At 63.1% G+C, this 20487-nt stretch carries 19 protein-coding genes; 9 read left to right on the top strand and 10 right to left on the bottom strand.

From position 1 onward, the window contains the following. Both AOC05_RS09195 and AOC05_RS09200 read right to left on the bottom strand, forming a co-directional pair. Positions 1-495 (bottom strand): peroxiredoxin, encoded by a 495-nt coding sequence (locus AOC05_RS09195; RefSeq protein ID WP_082357882.1) that lies wholly within the window; start codon positions 493-495, stop codon positions 1-3. Next, on the bottom strand, positions 495-914 hold the full coding sequence (locus AOC05_RS09200; RefSeq protein WP_062006968.1) for a DUF3052 domain-containing protein: 420 nt from the start codon (positions 912-914) through the stop codon (positions 495-497). The genes AOC05_RS09195 and AOC05_RS09200 overlap by 1 nt, the downstream gene beginning before the upstream one ends. Positions 915-1351: 437 nt before the next feature. On the opposite strand from AOC05_RS09200, the gene aceE reads away from it, so the two are divergent. The 6 genes from aceE (at position 1352) to fabF (ending at position 9455) form a co-directional block, all read left to right on the top strand. Further along, positions 1352-4093 carry a pyruvate dehydrogenase (acetyl-transferring), homodimeric type gene (gene aceE, locus AOC05_RS09205; protein WP_062006969.1) on the top strand — a complete coding sequence of 914 codons (2742 nt, stop codon included), beginning with the start codon at positions 1352-1354 and terminating at the stop codon, positions 4091-4093. 207 nt (positions 4094-4300) lie between these two features. Beyond that, the gene (locus AOC05_RS09210; RefSeq protein ID WP_082357883.1) at positions 4301-5566 is read left to right on the top strand and encodes a PucR family transcriptional regulator; all 1266 of its coding nucleotides are present in this window, start codon (positions 4301-4303) and stop codon (positions 5564-5566) included. A gap of 151 nt (positions 5567-5717) precedes the next feature. Next, positions 5718-6656, top strand: coding sequence for an ACP S-malonyltransferase (locus AOC05_RS09215; RefSeq protein ID WP_062006970.1), 939 nt, complete (start codon positions 5718-5720; stop codon positions 6654-6656). Further along, positions 6657-7718 carry a beta-ketoacyl-ACP synthase III gene (locus tag AOC05_RS09220; protein WP_062006971.1) on the top strand — a complete coding sequence of 354 codons (1062 nt, stop codon included), beginning with the start codon at positions 6657-6659 and terminating at the stop codon, positions 7716-7718. A 100-nt stretch (positions 7719-7818) separates the two neighbouring features. Continuing rightward, positions 7819-8064: an acyl carrier protein gene (locus AOC05_RS09225; RefSeq protein WP_062006972.1), complete on the top strand. Its 246-nt coding sequence runs from the start codon at positions 7819-7821 to the stop codon at positions 8062-8064. Positions 8065-8195: 131 nt separating this feature from the next. Further along, a complete protein-coding gene (gene fabF, locus AOC05_RS09230) occupies positions 8196-9455 on the top strand; it encodes a beta-ketoacyl-ACP synthase II (protein WP_062006973.1) in 1260 nt (419 codons plus the stop codon). 125 nt (positions 9456-9580) lie between these two features. On the opposite strand, the gene AOC05_RS09235 is transcribed toward fabF, so the two are convergent. Both AOC05_RS09235 and AOC05_RS09240 read right to left on the bottom strand, forming a co-directional pair. Beyond that, entirely contained in the window at positions 9581-10084 is a 504-nt protein-coding gene (locus AOC05_RS09235) for a DUF3145 domain-containing protein (protein ID WP_062006974.1), read from the bottom strand. Between the two features lie 227 nt (positions 10085-10311). Continuing rightward, the gene (locus AOC05_RS09240; RefSeq protein ID WP_062006975.1) at positions 10312-11247 is read right to left on the bottom strand and encodes a tyrosine recombinase XerC; all 936 of its coding nucleotides are present in this window, start codon (positions 11245-11247) and stop codon (positions 10312-10314) included. Between the two features lie 211 nt (positions 11248-11458). Between AOC05_RS09240 and AOC05_RS09245 the strand changes: the two genes are divergently transcribed. From AOC05_RS09245 to AOC05_RS09255, 3 genes are read left to right on the top strand one after another with little or no spacing between them, the layout of a single operon-like run. Then, entirely contained in the window at positions 11459-11824 is a 366-nt protein-coding gene (locus AOC05_RS09245; protein WP_062006976.1) for an ArsR/SmtB family transcription factor, read from the top strand. Beyond that, positions 11821-13470 (top strand): SulP family inorganic anion transporter, encoded by a 1650-nt coding sequence (locus tag AOC05_RS09250; RefSeq protein ID WP_082357885.1) that lies wholly within the window; start codon positions 11821-11823, stop codon positions 13468-13470. The genes AOC05_RS09245 and AOC05_RS09250 overlap by 4 nt, the downstream gene beginning before the upstream one ends. Further along, positions 13467-14999: a multicopper oxidase family protein gene (locus AOC05_RS09255; RefSeq protein WP_082357886.1), complete on the top strand. Its 1533-nt coding sequence runs from the start codon at positions 13467-13469 to the stop codon at positions 14997-14999. The genes AOC05_RS09250 and AOC05_RS09255 overlap by 4 nt, the downstream gene beginning before the upstream one ends. Before the next feature lie 81 nt (positions 15000-15080). On the opposite strand, the gene AOC05_RS09260 is transcribed toward AOC05_RS09255, so the two are convergent. From AOC05_RS09260 to lepB, 6 genes are all read right to left on the bottom strand, one after another. Continuing rightward, the gene (locus tag AOC05_RS09260; protein ID WP_062006978.1) at positions 15081-16337 is read right to left on the bottom strand and encodes a DNA-processing protein DprA; all 1257 of its coding nucleotides are present in this window, start codon (positions 16335-16337) and stop codon (positions 15081-15083) included. Next, complete coding sequence (locus AOC05_RS09265; RefSeq protein ID WP_062006979.1) at positions 16334-17899, bottom strand: YifB family Mg chelatase-like AAA ATPase; 1566 nt, start codon at positions 17897-17899, stop codon at positions 16334-16336. The genes AOC05_RS09260 and AOC05_RS09265 overlap by 4 nt, the downstream gene beginning before the upstream one ends. Continuing rightward, entirely contained in the window at positions 17899-18255 is a 357-nt protein-coding gene (locus AOC05_RS09270; RefSeq protein ID WP_062006980.1) for a YraN family protein, read from the bottom strand. The genes AOC05_RS09265 and AOC05_RS09270 overlap by 1 nt, the downstream gene beginning before the upstream one ends. A 184-nt stretch (positions 18256-18439) precedes the next feature. Beyond that, entirely contained in the window at positions 18440-18772 is a 333-nt protein-coding gene (locus tag AOC05_RS09275) for a DUF2469 domain-containing protein (protein ID WP_044571173.1), read from the bottom strand. Between the two features lie 69 nt (positions 18773-18841). Next, positions 18842-19522, bottom strand: a complete 681-nt coding sequence (locus tag AOC05_RS09280) for a ribonuclease HII (RefSeq protein ID WP_062006981.1) — start codon at positions 19520-19522, stop codon at positions 18842-18844. Then, positions 19522-20424: a signal peptidase I gene (lepB, locus tag AOC05_RS09285; RefSeq protein ID WP_082357887.1), complete on the bottom strand. Its 903-nt coding sequence runs from the start codon at positions 20422-20424 to the stop codon at positions 19522-19524. Before lepB ends, AOC05_RS09280 begins: the two co-directional genes overlap by 1 nt. Positions 20425-20487: the final 63 nt, after the last annotated feature.

Raw genomic sequence — 20487 nt, forward strand, 5'->3', positions numbered from 1 at the left:
CTACAACCGCTCCAGAGCTCGCCGGTACCGTTCCAGCGGGCGGGCCTGGCCCGGCGGCGTCGCAAATGCGTCACGGATTACGCCGGTGGCGTCGATGATAAACGTGCTGCGCCCGGCCATGCCACGATCTGCATCAAAGACGCCATACAAACGGGACACCCCGCCGTGGGGCCAAAAGTCGGCCAACAGGTCGAAGGCGTAATCCTGCGCTTCAGCATAGGCGCGCAGCGTGTACTTACTGTCCACTGAGATGGCCAGCAGCCGCACACCGGCGTCCGCGAACTCCGCCAGGTTGTCCCGCAGCTCGCATAGTTCCCCCGTGCAGATGCCGGAGAACGCGAACGGGTAGAAAACGATGGCGACGGCGCTTCCGCGCAGTGACGCAAGCGAAATGGGCTCACCAAATTGGTTGGCCAGGACAAAGTCGGGGGCAAGGTCCCCTACTTTGACGCCCTGACGGGCTCCGCCGTCGTCCATGGCCGGTGTTGCGCTCATTACTGGCGCTTACGGGGAACCAGGCGGCTGGCAGCCCAATCCTTGGAAACCCCTGCTGTGGTGGTGACGTGCAGACCGGCTGTTGGTGCGGCCTCCAAAATCTCCGCAGGCCGAACATAGCCCTCGCGGCCCGATTTCGGTGTCAGGATCCACACGACCCCGCCCTCGTCAAGGCTGGTCAGTGAATCGACGAGCGCATCCACCAAATCCCCGTCATCCTTGCGCCACCAGAAAATGATGGCGTCAACTACGTCGTGGTCATCCTCGTCGAACAGCTGCGAACCAATAAGGTCCTCAAGGCTGTCCCGAAGGTCAAAATCGACGTCGTCGTCATATCCGAGTTCCTGGATGAGATCGCCATCCTTGAACCCCAAAATGCCTGCCACCTTGGCTACAGTGCCGGCGTCGGCCTCGCTCACGTGATATTCCTCCTGCGTTCAACGCTTCCGCGTCGGTTTACATTTACCAATCCCAGTCTAGGGGCTGTGCCCAAGATGGTCCTACACCGCGCCGCAAATGGAGCGCTGAGGCACCCTTGCCCCACCAGCTCCTTGAGCCACCATATGGACGTGATTTACGTTACCCCGACTTCCGCAATACCGGGCACCGCTAGGACCTGGCAGGGCAGCCTTTTTTCGCCGAACGGTATGAATCCGGGCGAATTTGCCAACGATCCCTTCCCTCTGATGACTCCTGCCGGCCTTCCTCAACACAGTGTTCGACGGCGGCATACCCGCCTGCTGGCTTCACGCAACAGTCCCAACTACGCACAACCGGTTAGCGCGGTCTACAGTGTTTGTACACGCCCACAGCCACAGCTCTGGGCTCCACACACTGCTTTTAAGAGAGGTTGGACGTGGCTGCAGGAGACCAGAACTCCCATATCCTCAGCGGGTTGACAAACCAGCTGCCTGATCGCGATCCGGAAGAGACTGCCGAGTGGCTTGAGTCCCTGGATTCGCTGATTTCCGAACGTGGCACCGAACGTGCCCAGTTCATTATGCGTAGTCTGCTGCAGCGGGCTGGCGCGCAAAGCGTAGGCGTGCCCATGGTCACGACCACCGATTACGTGAACACGATCCCGGCGGACCAGGAACCCGAGTTCCCGGGCGACGAAGAGGTTGAGCGCAAGTACCGCACCTGGCTGCGATGGAACGCCGCCATCATGGTCCACCGCGCCCAGCACCCGGACATTGGTGTGGGTGGACACATTTCCACCTACGCCGGTGCTGCGACCTTGTATGAAGTCGGTTTCAACCACTTCTTCCGCGGCAAGGACCACGCCGGCGGTGGCGACCAGGTCTTCTTCCAGGGCCACGCCTCCCCCGGCATGTACGCCCGCGCTTTCCTTGAAGGCCGGCTGAGCGAAGAGGACATGGACGGCTTCCGTCAGGAGAAGTCCAAGGAGGGCCACGCCCTTTCGTCGTACCCGCACCCCCGTTTGATGCCAGAGTTCTGGGAGTTCCCCACGGTCTCCATGGGCATTGGCCCCATGAACGCCATCTACCAGGCGCAATCCAACCGCTACCTGCACAACCGCGGCATCAAGGACACCTCCGACCAGCGTGTCTGGGCATTCTTGGGCGACGGCGAGATGGACGAGCCCGAGTCGCGCGGACTGCTTCAGCTGGCAGCCAACGACAAGCTGGACAACCTGACCTTTGTCGTCAACTGCAATCTGCAGCGCCTTGACGGCCCGGTCCGTGGCAACGGCAAGATCGTCCAGGAATTGGAAGCGTTTTTCCGCGGCGCCGGCTGGAACGTCATCAAGGTCCTTTGGGGCCGCGAATGGGATGACCTACTGGCCCGTGACACCGACCATTCACTGGTCAAGGTCATGAATGACACGGTCGACGGCGACTACCAGACGTACAAGGCCGAGTCCGGCGGGTTTGTGCGCGAGCACTTCTTCGGCCAGACCCCGCAGACGAAGGAACTCGCCGCGCACCTGAGCGACGACGAGGTCTGGAACCTCAAGCGCGGCGGGCACGATTACCACAAGGTATACGCCGCCTATAAGGCTGCCGCCGATTTCAAGGGCAAGCCCACCGTCATCCTGGCCCACACGGTCAAGGGCTATGGCTTGGGCACGCACTTCGAGGCGCGCAACTCCACGCACCAGATGAAAAAGCTGACCCTTCAGGACTTGAAGGACTTCCGTACCCACCTTCGCTTGCCCATCTCCGATGAGGTGCTTGAAGCGGATCCGTACCGTCCCCCGTACTACCACCCGGGGATGGACACACCGGAAATTGAGTACATGATGGAACGCCGCCGCACCCTGGGCGGATTTGTTCCCGAGCGCCGCACCAAGCACACCGAACTCACCCTGCCGGGCGACAAGACGTATGAAGTGGCAAACCGTGGTTCGGGCAAGCAACACGCTGCCACCACCATGGCCTTTGTGCGCCTGCTCAAGGACCTGATGCGGGACAAGGACTTCGGCCAACGCATTGTGCCGATCATCCCCGACGAGGCACGCACCTTTGGAATTGACGCGTTCTTCCCGACGGCGAAGATCTACAATCCGAACGGTCAAAACTATTTGTCCGTTGACCGCGACCTGGTGTTGGCCTACAAGGAATCGATCTCCGGGCAGATCGTACACGCAGGCATCAACGAGGCCGGCTCCGTGGCCGCGTTCACCGCTGCGGGCACCGCCTACGCAACGCACGGCGAGCCGTTGATCCCGGTCTACGTGTTCTACTCCATGTTTGGCTTCCAGCGCACCGGTGACTCCTTCTGGGCTGCCGGGGACCAGATGACCCGCGGGTTTATCATCGGCGCCACCGCCGGCCGGACCACCTTGACCGGTGAGGGGCTGCAGCACGCTGACGGCCACTCCCCTCTCCTGGCATCCACCAACCCCGCAGTGGTCACCTATGACCCGGCCTACGGTTACGAGATAGGCGCCATCATGCGTGCCGGTCTGGAGCGCATGTACGGCCCGGATTCCACCGATCCGAACGTCATGTACTACATCACCGTGTACAACGAGCCCATCATCCAGCCCAAGGCTCCGGAAGACATGGACGTTGAAGGCATCAATAAGGGCATCTACCTGCTCAAGAAGGGTCAGGGCCAGGGCCCGAAAACCCAGCTACTGGCCTCCGGCGTCGCTGTTCCTTGGGCCTTGGAAGCACAGCAGATCCTCGCAGAAGAATGGGGGGTCAGCGCCGATGTTTGGTCGGTAACGTCCTGGACTGAATTGCGCCGTGACGGCTTGGCTGCTGAGGAAGATTCCTTCCTGCATCCCGGAGCAGAACCCCGCGTGCCGTACATCACCGCCAAGATGGCTGACGCGCAGGGGCCCGTGGTGGCTGTGAGCGACTTCATGAAGGCCATCCCGGACCAGGTCCGCCAGTTCCTGCCCAACGACTTCGCCACCCTCGGTGCCGACGGCTTCGGTTTCTCCGACACCCGCCCCGCAGCCCGCCGCTTCTTCAAGATCGACTCCCACTCCGTGGTGGTTCGCACCTTGCAGATGCTGGCCAAGCGAGGCGACATTGATGCGAGTGCACCGCAGCAGGCTATTGAAAAATACGACTTGCTGAACGTGAACGCCGGTACCACCGGCAACGCCGGAGGCGAAGGCTAATCCCTACGCCCTCCCAATTGGTAGGTCCCTAGCGGCCTACCAATTGGGCCCCTCGGGTGCGCGGGCCCAACAGCTCAGCCACGAAAAAGGGTTGGCGTGACCATTCCGGTCACGCCAACCCTTTTTTGTTGCCTCCGGCCCGGGGTGGGCGCCTTGTCGTATTCACACAAATAACGGCCGCATGCACAAAAGACATATCCTCAATGAATGGCACCCACGAATTCACGGGCAACGCAGCCGCCGGCGCAGTCCATCCCTGTGACAGAGCCCGCTAAACGGACCACCGACATCAAGAGCACTTCAGAGACGCTGGCGCGGCTTCGAGCCAACATTGGCCCACTGTCAACGATGATGCTGCGTGAACTGGAAACAACGCTGCCGTGGTACCGGCGATTGAGCGCCGATGAACGTTCCTCACTGGGCCTGGTGGCACAAAACGGGATCACCGCTTTTGTTTCCTGGTACGAGCACCCGTCTTCCCCCAGCTGGGTCTTGTCCGACGTCTTTGGCACGGCACCTACCGAACTGACCCGCTCCATCAGCCTCCAACGCGCCCTTCAGCTCATCAGGACGGTAGTCCAGGTCGTGGAGGACAGGGTTCCGGAGCTGGCCAGTGCAGGGGAGCAGGTGGATCTGCGCGAGGCCGTCCTGCGCTACTCCCGGGAAGTGGCCTTTGCCGCGGCGGATGTTTACGCCCGTGCCGCCGAGAACCGCGGCGCCTGGGATACCCGCCTTGAAGCGCTGGCCGTCGACGGGATCCTGCGCGGGGAGAACCCTGACGCTTTGCGATCACGGATTTCCGCCCTCGGATGGACCTCCAGGAACCGTTTCACCGTTATGGTGGGCCCGGCCCCTGCAGAAGCCAATGCCACCTTTCTTGCGACGCTGCGCCGCGCAGCGGGCCGGTTTGCCGCCGATGTGATGGTGGGTATCCAAGGCGACAGGCTCATTTTAGTGCTTGGCGATGTGACCGATCCCGAGACAGCATATTTGCGTCTGAGCGACTTGTTCGCGCCCGGCCCAGTGGTCTACGGGCCCTTGGCGGCCTCGTTGACTGATGCCACCGCATCTGCCAAGGCGGCGTTTGCGGCCATGGCCTCCGTCAAGGGCTGGACGGCGGCGCCCCGGCCGGTTTCCTCGGAGGACCTGTGGCCCGAACGGGTGATTGGCGGTGATGACTCCGCCCGGAAATCGTTATTGAACAACATCTACGAACCGTTACTGGCGGCAGGCAACGGGCTTTTGGACACGCTCAGCAGCTACCTGCAGCTGGGCCACTCGTTGGAGGCGGCTGCCCGGGACTTGTTTGTCCACTCCAACACTGTCAGGTACCGGCTGCGCAGGGTTTGCGACGTCACCGGTTGGGATCCGCTCATACCGAGGGAGGCCTTTGTGCTTCAAACAGCCATGGTGGTGGGCAGGCTCAGTGCCGTTTCGACGCAGCCTGCAGAACGTCCACCTGCCAGATCGTGAGGGCCACGGAGAGGGCAAGACGGACCGTCCCGCAGGCTGCCAGGTGACTCCCACCCGTCGCGCTTATTGTAGACTTCCTACAAATCAACACTGTTAGCTTGGTGCACCCAAATGCCCTGCAAACACACTTAAGTTTGGAAAGCTGGTTAATGTGCTTGCAATAGTCTGCCCTGGACAGGGTTCACAAACTCCCGGTTTCCTTCTGCCGTGGCTGGAACGCCCCGGCGTCGAGGCAAAACTTGCCGCGCTCAGCGAAGCTGCCGGCATTGACCTGCTGACCCACGGCACCTCCTCGGATGCGGAAACCATCAAGGACACCGCCGTCGCACAGCCCCTGATTGTCGCTGCCGGGCTGATCGCCGCCGAAGCCCTTTTGGATGTCCCCTTGGAGACATTGTCGGTGGTTGTTGCCGGCCACTCAGTCGGAGAAATCACTGCCACTGCCCTCACCGGCACCCTCTCCAACACCGATGCCATGGCGTTTGTGCGTGAACGTGCCAACACGATGGCGGAGGCTGCCGCGGTGACCGCCACCGGCATGGCCGCTGTTGTGGGCGGAGACCCGGAGGAGGTGTTGGCAGCCATCGCTGCTGCCGGGCTGACCCCTGCCAACATGAACTCCAAGGGCCAGACGGTGGCCGCCGGCACCTTGGAACAGATTGCGGCACTGGTCGCCGCGCCGCCAGCCAAGGCGCGGATCATCCCGCTGCAGGTTGCCGGCGCGTTCCACACCCACCACATGGCGCCTGCCGTCTCGGCCTTGCAGGCCCTTGCGCCGTCCTTGACTGTGCACGCACCCAAGGTCCCCCTGCTCTCCAACTACGACGGCGCCGTCGTGCCTTCCGGGGAAGCGGCACTTGAGTCCTTGATCGCCCAGGTTTCACGTCCTGTCCGTTGGGATAAGTGCATGGAGACCATGTCCGCACTGGGCGTGACCGCACTGATTGAGCTGACGCCGGCAGGAACCTTGACCGGCCTTGCCAAGCGCGGCATGAGCGGGGTTGCTACCGTTGCAGTGAAAACGCCAGATGATTTAGATGCTGCCAAAGAACTACTGACCGAGCACGCCTCCGGGAAGAAGGATAAGTAAGTGAGCACTCCCACACTGAAGCAAAACACCCTGCGGAGCGGATCACGCATCTGGGGGATTGGCGCCTACCGTCCGGAGATCATCGTCAGCAATGACGATGTGTGCCAGTGGATTGACTCCTCCGACGAGTGGATCCAGCAGCGCACCGGCATCATCACCCGTCACCGCGCCCCCCGCGAGATCAGCGTGGTCGACATGGCAGTTGGCGCAGGCGCGGAGGCCATCAAGAGCGCCGGCATTGACGCCTCGCAAATCGGGGCTGTCCTGGTCTCCACTGTGACGCACATGTACGCCACGCCGTCGGCTGCGGCCCTGATCGCGGACAAGCTCGGCGCCAACCCGGCCCCCGCCTTCGATATTTCCGCTGCCTGCGCGGGCTACTGCTACGGCATTGCCCAGGCCGACGCCCTAGTGCGTGCCGGCACCGCCGAGTACGTTTTGGTCATCGGCGTGGAGAAGCTGTCCGACGTCATCGACAACCATGAGCGCACCATCTCCTTTCTGCTGGGCGACGGCGCTGGCGCGGTGGTCGTCGGCCCCTCCGACGAGCCCGGGATCGGGCCCACGGTGTGGGGAGCCGATGGCAGCAAGTGGGACACCATCGGCATGACCCACTCGCTGATGGACGTGCGGGACTTCAGCGAACAGGCCATGAAGGGCGACGGCGTCGCCCTGGCCGCCGCTGATGAGGCGCACTCCACGCTGTGGCCCACCTTGCGCCAGGACGGGCAAACCGTGTTCCGCTGGGCCGTGTGGGAGATGGCCAAGATGGCCAAGAAGGCCCTGGAAGTCGCCGGCATCACGGCAGCAGATCTGGGCGCCTTTGTGCCGCATCAGGCGAATATGCGGATCATCGACGAACTGGCCAAGCAGCTCAAACTGCCGGAGCACGTCGTTATTGCCCGCGACATTGCCGATGCCGGCAACACCTCTGCGGCGTCTATCCCCTTGGCGACACACCGCCTTTTGCAGGAGAACCCGGAGCTTTCAGGTAAACTCTCGCTGCAGATCGGCTTTGGTGCCGGGTTGGTGTTTGGTGCCCAAGTGGTGCGCCTCCCCTAGATTCAGATAGTGCATCTTGCCACAACCATGGTTTGATCCGCACTGCCTGGAAAGATCAAGCGTTTTGGTCGCAATGAAAATACAAGAAAAGGAGCCATCAATGGCTAGCAACGAAGAAATCCTGGCCGGTTTGGCCGAAATCGTCAACGAAGAGACCGGTCTCGCCCCCGAGGCTGTAGAACTGGACAAGTCCTTCACCGACGACTTGGACATCGACTCGATCTCCATGATGACCATTGTGGTCAACGCCGAAGAGAAGTTCGACGTGAAGATCCCGGACGAGGAAGTCAAGAACCTCAAGACGGTTGGCGACGCTGTCAGCTTCATCGCCGCAGCACAGGCGTAATTAGCTCCACTCCTGCCCGGCTTCGCTCACGCGAGGCAGTGCACGATGGATGGCCGGCACCCTGGGTGCCGGCCATCCACAGCATTTTTGGATTCCGTCCAGTACCCCTTATTTTTTGGAAGAGTTGAACCATGGCCCGCAAAGTAGTCATCACCGGACTCGGAGCTACCACGCCCATCGGCGGCGACGTCCCGACCATGTGGAAGAACGCCCTTAAGGGTGTTTCCGGCGCTCACACACTCAAAGACGAGTGGGTGGAAAAGTACGACATCCCCGTACATTTCGCCGCGCGGGTCACGAATCCCGCTTCCGAGGTCCTCAGCCGCGTGGAAGCCAAGCGCATGGATCCCTCAACACAGTTCGCCGTTGTGGCTGCCCGCGAAGCCTGGAAGGACTCCGGCCTTGAAGACATCGACCACGACCGCCTCGCTGTGGCTTTTGCCACTGGCATCGGCGGCGTGTGGACCTTGCTCGACGCCTGGGACACCCTGCGCGAGAAGGGTCCGCGCCGTGTCTTGCCGATGACTGTGCCCATGCTCATGCCCAACGGCCCCGCCGCAGCTGTCAGCCTGGACCTCGGTGCCCGCGCCGGCGCCCACACCCCGGTTTCCGCCTGCGCCTCCGGCACCGAAGCCATGCACATTGCCCTTGAGCTGATCCGCTCCGGCAAGGCCGACGTCGTGGTGGCCGGTGGCGCCGAGGCGGCCATCCACCCGCTGCCCATGGCAGCCTTTGCCGCCATGCAGGCGCTGTCCAAGCGTAATGACAACCCCGAAGGCGCCTCACGTCCCTACGACATCAGCCGCGACGGCTTTGTCATGGGTGAGGGCGCCGGAGCCATGGTCCTCGAGGCCGAGGAGCACGCCCTGGCCCGTGGCGCCCGCATCTACGGGGAGCTGGCCGGCACCTCCGTCACGGCGGACGCATACCACATCACGGCTCCCGACCCCGAAGGCTTGGGCGCAACCCGTGCCCTGAAAGCTGCCCTATTCGATGCCCGGGCCCTGCCCGAGGACGTGGTCCACGTCAACGCGCACGCCACATCAACCCCCGTAGGTGACCGCCCTGAGTACACGGCCCTGCGTGCGGCCCTCGGCGAGCATCTGGACAACGTGTGCGTCTCCGCCACGAAGTCGCAGACGGGCCACCTGTTGGGTGCCTCAGGGGCTGTGGAGTCGGTACTGACGGTTCTGGCCGTCTACCACCGCCTGGCACCTGTGACTATCAACCTGGAAAACCAAGACCCGGAGATTCCCCTGGACGTGGTGACCGGCACCCCCCGCGAATTGCCCGAAGGGCAGATCATGGCGCTGAACAACTCGTTTGGGTTCGGCGGCCACAACGCCGTTGTTGCCATCCGCAGCACCGGACCCAAGGTTGAGATGGTCTAGACCCTTAGCCACGACGACGGCGCCCACCATTTGGTGGGCGCCGTTCTCCGTTGAGGGGGCAGATCACCCCCTCCCACAGCGGCGGTCCGTCCCTGGGTAGTGGGGGTGATCTGCCCCCTCAACGGTCAGCCGACGTGGTGGAGCCAGCGGACGGGGGCACCGGCGGCCGCATGCCGGAAGGGCTCCAGTTCTTCATCCCAGGCCTCGCCCAGGGCCAGTGAGAGCTCTTGGTAGACGGCTGCGGGTTCGCCCTTGCCAGCCTCGTAGGCGTAGCGGATCCTGTCCTCGGAAACCATGATGTTGCCGTGGACGTCGGTCACGGCGTGGAAGATGCCAAGTTCGGGGGTGTGAGACCATCGGGATCCGTCGACCCCGGCGCTGGGCTCTTCGGTGACTTCGTAGCGGACATTGGCCCAGCCGCGTAGCGCCGAAGCGAGCCGGGCACCTGTTCCCGCTGGCCCATGCCAAAGGTATTCCGTGCGTAGCACATTAGGCGCCGCGGGCTGTGCAGTCCACTGCAAGCTCGTGCGCTGGTCCATCACACCTGCGATGGATGACTCGATATGTGGGCACATGACAGCCGGGGCTGAGTGCACGAACAAGACACCGCGCGTCAATACGACGTTCATTCCATCCTCCATTGCAGTAGGTGCGTCTTCCCCAACGACCTTCAAACGGATGGAAATTTGTGTTGCGCGGAGCCGGCGTGGACCGTCCCAGATTGTCTGGCCAAATTGTTAGACAGAGAGAGTCAACGGTGCTGATCTGCCTTCGCTGAGCGTTGGCTCTCTCCCATTGTGCCGTAGCTTGGGCAATTGCGCCACCACAACCGCGAACCGGCATGAAAGTGCACGCTTCAGGCTCTTGGGTGGGCCTGTTTATAGCTTTCGCGCAGCCTTTCAACGGAGACGTGCGTGTAGAGCTGCGTGGTGGCCAGGGAACTGTGGCCCAGTATTTCCTGGACGGCTCGGAGGTCGGCACCGCCGTCCAATAGGTGCGTGGCTGCTGAGTGCCGCAGCGTGTGGGGGCCTGTCGCGGAGGTGTCCCCCAGCTGCCCAAAGACGTGTTCGACGACGGTTCGCACGGCACGCTGGTCAATCCGGGCGCCGCGTTTGCCCAGGAATAGGGCCGGACCACTATCCGGTTTGGCCAAGGCCGGGCGTCCCAGCGAGAGCCACGTCTCCACGGCGCGTGCCGCGGGAACACCGTACGGGACAACGCGTTCCTTGTTGCCCTTGCCCAACACTGTCAGCGCCCGTCGCTCCCGATTGAGGGCATCGATATCCGCTCCCGCAAGTTCGCCGACCCGGATGCCTGTGGCATAAAGAAGTTCCACCATGGCGTGGTCCCGTATCGCCGTGGCTTCCCCCTCCCCGGCACGGACAGCCAGGGCGTCCATGAGTCGCTGAATCTGCTGTTGCTGCAGCACGGCCGGCAGGGTCTGGTCCCGCTTCGGGGCCCTCAACCGCAGGGCAGGGTCCACTTCCACCAGTTCTTCCCGGAGCGCCCAGGCGGTGAAACTGCGGACGGTTGCAGCGCGTCGTGCAAGGGTTGCGCGGGCCAGGCCGGCTGCGCTTTGCTCGCCCAACCAACGCCGCAACAAACTTAAGTCCAGCCCAGCCAAGGTGGTGACGCCCTCGGCGAGCGCATGGATGAGCAACGCGTCGACATCGCCGCGGTAGGCCCGTACTGTATGGGCCGACCGTCCGCGCTCGGCCACCAAGTAACGCTCAAAGCTGTTAGCCGCGTGCGCAAGTTCCTGCGGCAGCCTTGCACGTTCTTCATGATCCACACAACCACTGTGCGCTGTTCGCGGTGGCGCGGCAAGCTGACTCGCCGGTGATGGTGGTTGAGCGTGCTGAAATCCGGAGGTCTCGACGCGCTCGACCACCGGAGACCTCGACCACCGGGTGAAAGAGTTGGGGGTGTAGCGTTTGTTCGGATATGATGGATTCATCAAGTCATTATTTCGTGTATTCATACTGGCATCCTTGAGGAGAGCTGTGGTATTCGAGAACGACGAGAGACCCTTGTACGAGATCAAGGCAAACCTCTTCAAGGGCCTGGCCCATCCCTATCGCATCCGGGTACTGGAGATCCTTGCGGGTGTCCAGGAGGCGCCCGTCTCAGCCATGATCACTGAAACCGGGCTCGAGGCATCGCATCTCTCCCAGCACCTCTCGGTACTGCGCCGCTACGGTCTTGTGGTGTCCGAACGACGTGCGAGTGTGGTTTATTACCGTCTGGCTTTCCCCCAGGTCGCGGACTTGTTGCACGTGGCACGTTCGTTGCTTTCGGAGTTGCTACAGGATTCGCAGCGGCACCAGAGATCTGCCCTTAGCCTGCCCACGATCTCACTTTCTCGATGAGTGCTTCCCCACGGTCGCTGCGATCGCTGCTACCAAACCGTCAGGACTATCGAGGGCTTCGCCGGAGTTGGCGCGGGGACTTGCTGGCCGGTGTTACTGTCGGCATCGTGGCGCTCCCTCTGGCATTGGCGTTCGGAGTGAGCTCAGGAGCGGGCGCCGAGGCCGGCCTCATCACGGCAATCGTCGCCGGTTTGATTGCTGCGGTGTTCGGCGGCTCAAATGTTCAGGTGTCGGGGCCGACTGGTGCGATGGTGGTGGTGCTCGCCCCCATTGTGGCCAGCCACGGCGTCGCCTCCGTCATGGTCGTCAGCATCCTTGCCGGTGTCATTGTGCTGCTCGCGGGCGCACTGCGCCTCGGACGAACAGTGAGCTATATTCCCTGGCCAGTGATCGAGGGATTCACTGTTGGCATCGCAGTGATCATCTTTCTCCAGCAAGTTCCTGCCACAGTCGGTGTGGGCGGGGCAGGGCATAGCACCAACGCCCTAATTGCCGCCGTGGAGTCCGCTTTGGACGCGGACTGGCCGACGGCGCTGATCCCTCTCGCCATTGTTGCGGCTGTCGCTGTGCTCATGGTGCTCCTGGGTCGTGTCAGTGGCAGACTTCCGGCATCCTTCATTACGATCGTGATCGTAACGCTCGGCGCGTCCTTCCTGGACTTGCCACTGATGACTATCGGGGAGTTGCCTCACTCCCTCCCACTGCCAGCACTGCCACTCATCGATGCGGGAACCTTGCCGAGTCTGGTGGGTCCTGCCTTCGCGGTGGCCGCTTTGGCCGCGATCGAATCACTGCTGTCGGCTAGGGTCGCTGCGTCAATGGCCGACACGGGCCCGTATAACGCCGATCGTGAACTCGTCGGGCAAGGCCTCGCCTCGATCGCCTCGGGTTTCTTTGGTGGAATGCCCGCCACCGGTGCCATCGCCCGAACTGCAGTCAATGTGCGCTCCGGCGCACGAACACGGATGTCTGCGATCGTGCATTCGCTGGCGCTCCTCGCCGTCGTCTACGTGGCAGCGAATGTCGTCTCAGTGATCCCACTGGCTGCTCTCTCCGGTGTTCTCATGGTCACAGCGGCCAGGATGGTCTCCCCCACCATCATCAAACAGGTGCTGCGATCGACCCGAACAGATGCCATGGTATTTGTGATTACCGCGATCATCACGGTAAGTTTCGACCTGATCATCGCCGTCGGCATTGGCATCGCCGTTGCCGCGTTCTTCGCCCTGCGTGCCCTCAGCACGGCCAGTGGCGTTCACCGGGAGGAATTGGAGGGACCCCCCGTGGCCGGCGACGAACGGATCGCACTGTTCCGCGTTGATGGTTCATTGTTCTTTGGGGCCGCCGAACGAATCCTCGAGCGCATCAGTGATCACATCGGTATCGAAGTGGTGATTCTGCGCCTATCCCAACTCCAACTCATCGACGCCACCGGCGCCCATACCCTCACCGAACTCGTGACCAGTTTGGAACGACGGGGTGTCACGGTTCTCATCAAGGGCATCAGGGACGAACATCTCCAACTTCTCGAGCGGCTCGGTGTCATCGATTCGCTCCGCCACCCCAACCATCTCTTCGCCGAACTGGAGCCCGCCATCACCCATGCCCGATCCCACATCATCCGCACGGCCATCCCCGGCGCATGAGCACAGATGCGAATAACAGCCCAAAAGCACCGGTAGACGGGCCGCCTCCGATCCGGATCAACCGACGAACGCTGCTGTTGGGCCTGGGCGCACTCGGGGCCATCGGGGGGCTCGGATATTGGCTCACCGAGGGACTGCCGCAGAACCAAGGGTCCGCATTCGCCACCCCCCTGCGAATCCCGCCGCTGCTGGCCTCGGAGATCATCGACGGTGAACGTGTCTTCCACCTGAGCGCGCAGGCAGGTGAAAGCGAGCTCGTGCCCGGTGTCTGGTTCGCGACCATGGGGTTTAATGGCCCCCACCTTGGCCCGACGATACGAGCTGCTCGCGGGGAACATGTGCGCATCCACGTCAAAAATGAGCTCACCATGGCGACCACCGCACATTGGCACGGCATGAGCCTCCCCGCCAGCCAGGACGGCACCGCCCATCAAAGCATCAGCCCCGAAACAACGTGGACTGCGGCATGGCAGATCGGCCAACCAGCTGCGACGCTCTGGTACCATCCGCATCCGCACGGGCAAACGGAGTTGCAGGTCAGCCGAGGCATGGCCGGGCTGTTTCTCATCGACGACGACGCTCCGTCGGGCTTGCCGTCGCAATATGGCGTGGACGACATCCCGCTGATCATTCAGGACATCACGGTCCAGTCCGGAGGCCAACGGTCGGGGACCCCCACCACCGCGCCCATCGGGCGGATCGGCAACACCGTGATCGCCAACGGCACCCACGAAGCACACTTTGTTGCGTCCACCAGCCTGGTGCGTTTACGTATTCTCAACGGCTCGGCAGCGCGCTGCTACAACCTTGAGCTCTCCACCGGGGACACGTTCCACCTCGTGGGTACTGATGGTGGCCTTCTTCCGGCGCCGGTGCCGCTGACCAGTTTGCTGCTCTCCCCTGCCGAACGCGCCGAAGTCCTCGTAACCGTGTCGCGGGATGCAGATCTGGTCCTTCGCTCCGTTCCGCATGACCTGGGCATGAGCCAGGCGGATAACGCCATTTCTGGCGCAGGGGACACCCTGGGGATTCTACGCATCACCAGAGCCGGCGATGCCTCGACGGCTAAACTCCCCGCGTCGCTCGCTTCCGCGGCGCACCCTGGGCGGGCAGCCGCCGTCGACCGTCATTTTACGCTCGGCGACACGACGATCAATGGAAAGGCCATGGATATGAGTCGCATCGATACGGTGATCGCCGCCAACTCCACCGAGACGTGGATGATCGAGAATGCCTCTCAACGAGCCCACAACTTCCACATTCATGGGACTCAATTTGTGGTCAACGCAGTGAATGGCCAAAGCCCGGCACCCCAGAACCGAGGCTGGAAAGACACCATCTTCATCGCCCCGGGGAGTACCGCCGAGTTGACCGTCCCCTTCGGCTCCTTCGCCGACCCGTCAACCCCGTACATGTACCACTGCCACATGCTCTGGCACGAAGACCAAGGCATGATGGCCCAGTACGTTCTCACCGACGGGGAGCAAGCAGCTGCTACCATACACCACGACGACACTATGCATCACTGACGGTTCCCTCAGACTTTGCGGCCAGCCAGGCGCATCAAGGCCCCGGCGACAGGCTGAGTCCCGACAGGATCGAGCACCGGCCTAGCCGTTGCTGTTTCTTTTCCACCCGCTGTTCGCCCGTTGGGCCAAGCCCAGCAGTTCGAGCCGCCCTAGGCCTGCCAACACTGCAGCGGTACCCAAACCGGCAACCACGCTGAGCTTGTCCACAGTGGTGGTCGAACGCAACGGCAACGCGTCCAGGAGTAGCAGATCCGCCACACCCAGCCCGTCGTGCAGGGCCGGGGCCCCTTCTTGTTCCACGGCCAAGTTGGTGCCCACAGCATCTGCCAGCTCGGCAATGTCGGCGGCGTCCGTGACGCACACCGCTGACCCTTCCCGAAGCAATCTGTGGCAGCCCGCGGAATTAGCCGAGTAAACAGACCCGGGGACCGCGCCAACCGAACGGCTCAAGGTATCGGCATGGTGTGCGGTGTTCAGCGCCCCGGAGCGCCACCGTGCCTCCACCACCACTGTCACCTCGCAGAGTGCGGCAATGAGCCTGTTGCGCTGCAAGAACCTGTACCGGGTGGGGTTGGTGCCCGGGGGCACCTCGGCGACAATGGCCCCCTGTTCGGTGATGGCCCGCAGCAGCTCCTCGTTGCCGGAGGGATAGAACCTGTCCACTCCCCCGGCCATGACGGCCAAGGTGGGCGGAACGCCCTCCTCAGTGCCGCGACGTGGATCCCCGTTCTGCCCACCGGTCTGGGCAGCGGCGCTGATGGCGCCCCGATGCGCCTGGGCGTCAATCCCGTAGGCACCCCCGCTGACAACCGTGAATCCGCGCTGCACCAACGACGAGGCCATCTCGGCCGCCACATTGGCGCCGTAGCTGGTGCTGTCCCGGGATCCCACCAAGGCGATGCACCGCTTTTGTTCCGGAATGCGCCCCACCGCCCCGCGCACCCAAAGAGCGATGGGTGCACCCAACTCCAGGTCGGCCAACGCGGACGGCCACTGCGGATCCTCCGGAATCAACAGCCCTCCACCCAGGCGTTCCAGGACATAGAGGTCACGCTCCGGCGCCAAGTCAGCCAACCGGGGGCGCCAACGGCTCAGGGCGTCCGCGAGTCCGGGCCACCGCCCGGTCCCGGAGACGCTTAACACCGCCGTCATCTCTTGTTCAAGGACGGCGCTTGAGTGGGCTCGGCTGCGAATGAAGGCCACCGCGTCCTCGGGACCCGCCACGGCGATCAACGCCATCCCGGCTAGATCCGAAGGCTCCATGAGCCGGGTCAGAGCAGCCCGCGCAACCCTGATGCCGGCAGTGCCGATGGCGCTTCCCACTGCTGTACCGTTCATAGTCCTTCTCCTCGTTGTCTCAATGTCAGTGCCAGCCCGACGTCGTCGGCCCCGGGCGTGTCCCGGCCCTGGAGATCGGCAACAGTCCAGGCCAGGCGCAGCACCCGGTCATAGCCCCGTGCGCTCAGCGTGCCCGCGCCCATAGCCCGGTCCAGCAAAAGGGTGTCCTTGCCACTAAGCCTCAGCGGTCCGCGCAGGATCCTGCCCGTGAGGTCAGCGTTGTGAACCAGGCCGAACGGTCGCAGCCGTTGCGCCTGGATGGCTCGTGCCGTCTGCACCCGCGCAGCCACCTGTGCCGAGGTTTCGCGTTGCCCGGTATCTGATAGCTGCGAAAGCTGGACCCGGTTGACTTGGAGCTGGATGTCAACCCTGTCCAGCAAGGGGCCGGACAATTTGCCAAAATAGCGTCGGCGGGCCATGGCTGTGCACTCGCAGGCAATGCCCTTGCCCGTCGCCTTGCCGCACGGGCAAGGATTCGCTGCCAGAACCAATTGAAACCGGGCAGGGTAGGCTGCTGTTCCGGCGGCTCGATGCAGCACCAGCTCGCCGCTTTCCAGAGGTTGGCGCAAAGAATCGAGCACCCGCTTATCGAACTCCGGCGCCTCGTCCAGGAATAAGACGCCCCGATGTGCCCGCGACGCCGCCCCCGGCCGCGGAATGCCGCTACCGCCGCCAATGATGGCGGCAGTGCTGGCTGAATGGTGCGGGTGCTCGTAGGGTGGGCGCCGCACCAGCGCCGTGATCCCGTCCGCCAGGGTGTCCAAGGAGTGAATGGCCGTCACTTCCAAGGCCTCCTCGTTAGTAAGGTCCGGAAGCAATCCCGGCAGCCGTTCTGCCAGCATGGTCTTCCCCGACCCGGGTGGGCCCACCATCATCAGGTGGTGTCCACCGGCCGCAGCAATCTCCAACGCCAACCTGGCCTCGCCTTGGCCGGCCACCTCAGACAAATCTGCCAGGGGCGCCTTGCCGGCCTTCCCGTCCGCCGGAACCACCCGCTGCGCGCCCCCGCCCGCAGTGCCACAGGACTCCCACGGCACGAACACCAGTTGTGTAGGATCCGCGTCGAAGTCAGCCGCCACTTGGGCCAGAGACCCATAGCCGCGCACCTTGGCCCCAGCGACCAGCTCAGCCTCGGCCAGGTTGGCCTGCGCCACAACAAACTCCTGGCAACCGGCGGCGATGCCTGCCAGCACCGCCGGCAACACGCCCCTGACAGGGCGCAGCCGCCCATCCAAGCCCAGCTCGGCAAGGAACACCGTGCTGCCGGTACCCCGCACGTCACCGGCTGCATTGAGCGCTGCCATAACGATTGCCAGATCAAAGCCCGAACCTTTCTTGGGCAGCGACGCCGGCACCAGGTTGACGGTGATCTTGCGTCGGCTCAGAGGGACTCCCGAGTTTTGCGAGGCAGATCTAATCCGCTCCCGCGCCTCATTTAGGGCAGCGTCCGGCAGCCCCAGCAGCACAAAGGCCGGCAGCGTCTGACCAATGTCAGCTTCCACCTCAATCACATGCCCGTGGAGCCCCACCAGTGCCACGGCCAACGCCCGCCCCATACCCATCAGGTCACACCCTTGAGGTGGTCGATGCTGGGCGCCGACCGTCCGTCCATGACGATGCCCACGGCATCGATGCGCAGCACCCCCATCACATGCCGGTGTTCGCGTGCCCACAGGACCGCCAGCGTGCGCAACCGCTGTAGCTTAGCCGCCGTCACCGCTTCCAGCGGGTCGCCGTATCTTCGGGAACGCCGCGTCTTGACCTCCACAATCACCAGCGCGGCACCATCAAAGGCCACGAGGTCAATTTCCCCTGCCGAACACCGCCAATTACTGTCGATGACCCGCATCCCGTGGTCTTCTAGATAGTCCGCCGCCACTCGCTCACCGCTCTGGCCCAGCGCATCTTTCGCCTTCATCGCTTCCTCCCCCTCCAGCGTGACGGACTTTCACCTGCGGCGTCAGTACCCCGTCCTGGATTGTGGATTACAGGGCACCCTGGCCCGGCTGTGGAGGGGTGTTAAGGACAATTGGGCACAAAAAAGAGGACGACGGCGGAATAAATCTTCCGCCGTCGTCCTCCCGAAAAAGTTTACTCAGGCCCTAGCCGAGGGGGCCGAGTTGGCCGTCCTTGGGGATCTGGAGGTCATCGGATTTGATCAGCTCTTCAACGTTGACGTCCTTGAACGTGATAACCCGTACGTTCTTGACGAAACGGGCAGTGCGGTAGACGTCCCACACCCAGGCGTCCTGGAGGGTCAGGTCAAAGTACACTTCCCCGTCGGCTGAACGGGCCTGCAAATCCACGTGGTTGGCCAGGTAGAAACGCCGTTCCGTCTCCACCACGTAGCTAAAGAGATTCACCACGTCGCGGTATTCGCGGTAGAGCTGCAGCTCCATGTCGGTCTCGTAGTTCTCTAAGTCCTCAGCGCTCATGCTTCCATCATCCATCACAGGACGCCCAGTTACCCAACGTGGACGCCAGCCTGAGAAGAAACTTTGCGACTACGGCACAAGCCGCCACGTCTTTCGGTGAAAGTCAGTGGCGCCGTGGGCACCAATCGCCTCACGGTGGGCGGCCGTGCCGTAACCCTTGTTGCCCTCCCAACCGAACTGCGGGAAATCCTGGGCCAGTGCCACCATCATCGAATCCCGTTCCACCTTGGCCAGGACGCTGGCGGCGGCCACCGATAGGCACGTCATATCGGCCTTGATCCGGGTTTGGATGCGCCACGGGTCGGCTGCGAGCCGCTCGGCACAACCGTCACCAAAGAAGCCAAGATCGGCTTGCACGGGAGCCGACAGCCAGTCCTGGTTCCCGTCCAAAATAACAAAGTCGGGGATCAGTTCGGCGGCCACGGCGGCCAGTGCACGCGTCCCGGCCAGGCGTAAGGCAGAGACCAAGCCCACGGCGTCAATCTCTGCTGCAGTGGCATGGCCAACAGCATGCGCAGCCGCCCAATGGGCAATGGCCGGCACCAAGGCCTGGCGCACCGGCTCGCGCAGTAACTTGCTGTCCTTGACCCCTGCCAACTCGCTGGCGGTGGCGGCATTGATGACCACCACCCCCACGCTGACAGGTCCCGCCAAGGCGCCACGGCCCACCTCGTCACAGCCGGCCACCAGGGTGTACCCCTGCCCGGCAAGTTCGCGTTCCCACTCCAAAGTGGGAGGCGCCGCCGCCATTACTTCCCCGCCGGCGGGGCCGAGGGCGAACCCTGACTGGCGTTTTGCGGTGCGGGCACGTTCTTGAAGACGTCAGGGTAGTTGCCCAGGATGCCGGAGTGGTTCAGCGGCCAGGCGATGACAACCGCCCGCCCTTCAACGTCGGCGATGGGAACAAATCCCGTCCCGCTTCCCGCCTGGTGTGCCCGGGAGTCCTCGGAGTTGTTCCTGTGGTCACCCATGACCCACATTTGGCCCTCGGGGACGGTGACCTCAAAGGTGGTATCCGACGGCGCCGCCCCCGGGAACAGGTACGGTTCGGTGATGGGTTCGCCATTGACGCTCAGCTTGCCGTCCGAGGTGCAACATTTGACCTTGTCGCCAGGCAGGCCGATGACCCGCTTGACCAGGTGTTGTTCCGAGGAGTCTGGCGCGAGCCCGATGAACGTCGCAACGTCGCCGACCCAGCTAAAAGGGCCCTCGACCTTGGGCTTCTGGGTCAACCAACCCTGGGTGTCCTTGAACACCACCACATCGCCGCGTTTGAGCGCAAACGGTTCGGGAACCAGCAGGTTCACAAAGATCCGGTCATTGATTTGCAAGGTGTTCTCCATGGACCCGGAAGGGATGTAGAACGCCCGGAAAAGGAACGTCTTAATAAGGAAGGACAGCACCAGGGCGATCGCCAAGATCGTGACGATTTCCTTGCCCCACGCCCAGGCGCCACGGTTGAAACGCTCCATGGCTGTTGCCCCGTAGACCGGTTCGGGGCCGTCGCCGCTGTGCCGGGGAGCACGGAAATGGCGGGCACGGTGGTCGTGCGGGACTTTCGCCGGCGGTTTCCGCTGCGCCGATGCGTGGGGAACGTGACCGCCGTCGTCAGGTTCGGCCACACCGGAATCCCCGGGCACATTCTGCTGCATATGAGGCGCTTCCTTCAGTTCATCTAAAAAGTGGTACTCAATGACCCGCCCGGAAGGCGGGGA

Source organism: Arthrobacter alpinus (assembly GCF_001294625.1).
GTDB lineage: Bacteria > Actinomycetota > Actinomycetes > Actinomycetales > Micrococcaceae > Specibacter > Specibacter alpinus_A.

Excerpts from the sequence above, each read along its gene's own strand:
- AOC05_RS09195 (WP_082357882.1), bottom strand. The coding sequence starts at position 495 with ATGAGCGCAACACCGGCCATGGACGACGGCGGAGCCCGTCAGGGCGTC.
- AOC05_RS09210 (WP_082357883.1), top strand. The coding sequence starts at position 4,301 with ATGGCACCCACGAATTCACGGGCAACGCAGCCGCCGGCGCAGTCCATC.
- AOC05_RS09225 (WP_062006972.1), top strand. The coding sequence starts at position 7,819 with ATGGCTAGCAACGAAGAAATCCTGGCCGGTTTGGCCGAAATCGTCAAC.
- fabF (WP_062006973.1), top strand. The coding sequence starts at position 8,196 with ATGGCCCGCAAAGTAGTCATCACCGGACTCGGAGCTACCACGCCCATC.
- AOC05_RS09235 (WP_062006974.1), bottom strand. The coding sequence starts at position 10,084 with ATGAACGTCGTATTGACGCGCGGTGTCTTGTTCGTGCACTCAGCCCCG.
- AOC05_RS09250 (WP_082357885.1), top strand. The coding sequence starts at position 11,821 with ATGAGTGCTTCCCCACGGTCGCTGCGATCGCTGCTACCAAACCGTCAG.
- AOC05_RS09255 (WP_082357886.1), top strand. The coding sequence starts at position 13,467 with ATGAGCACAGATGCGAATAACAGCCCAAAAGCACCGGTAGACGGGCCG.
- AOC05_RS09260 (WP_062006978.1), bottom strand. The coding sequence starts at position 16,337 with ATGAACGGTACAGCAGTGGGAAGCGCCATCGGCACTGCCGGCATCAGG.
- AOC05_RS09265 (WP_062006979.1), bottom strand. The coding sequence starts at position 17,899 with ATGGGTATGGGGCGGGCGTTGGCCGTGGCACTGGTGGGGCTCCACGGG.
- AOC05_RS09270 (WP_062006980.1), bottom strand. The coding sequence starts at position 18,255 with ATGAAGGCGAAAGATGCGCTGGGCCAGAGCGGTGAGCGAGTGGCGGCG.
- AOC05_RS09275 (WP_044571173.1), bottom strand. The coding sequence starts at position 18,772 with ATGAGCGCTGAGGACTTAGAGAACTACGAGACCGACATGGAGCTGCAG.
- AOC05_RS09280 (WP_062006981.1), bottom strand. The coding sequence starts at position 19,522 with ATGGCGGCGGCGCCTCCCACTTTGGAGTGGGAACGCGAACTTGCCGGG.
- lepB (WP_082357887.1), bottom strand. The coding sequence starts at position 20,424 with ATGCAGCAGAATGTGCCCGGGGATTCCGGTGTGGCCGAACCTGACGAC.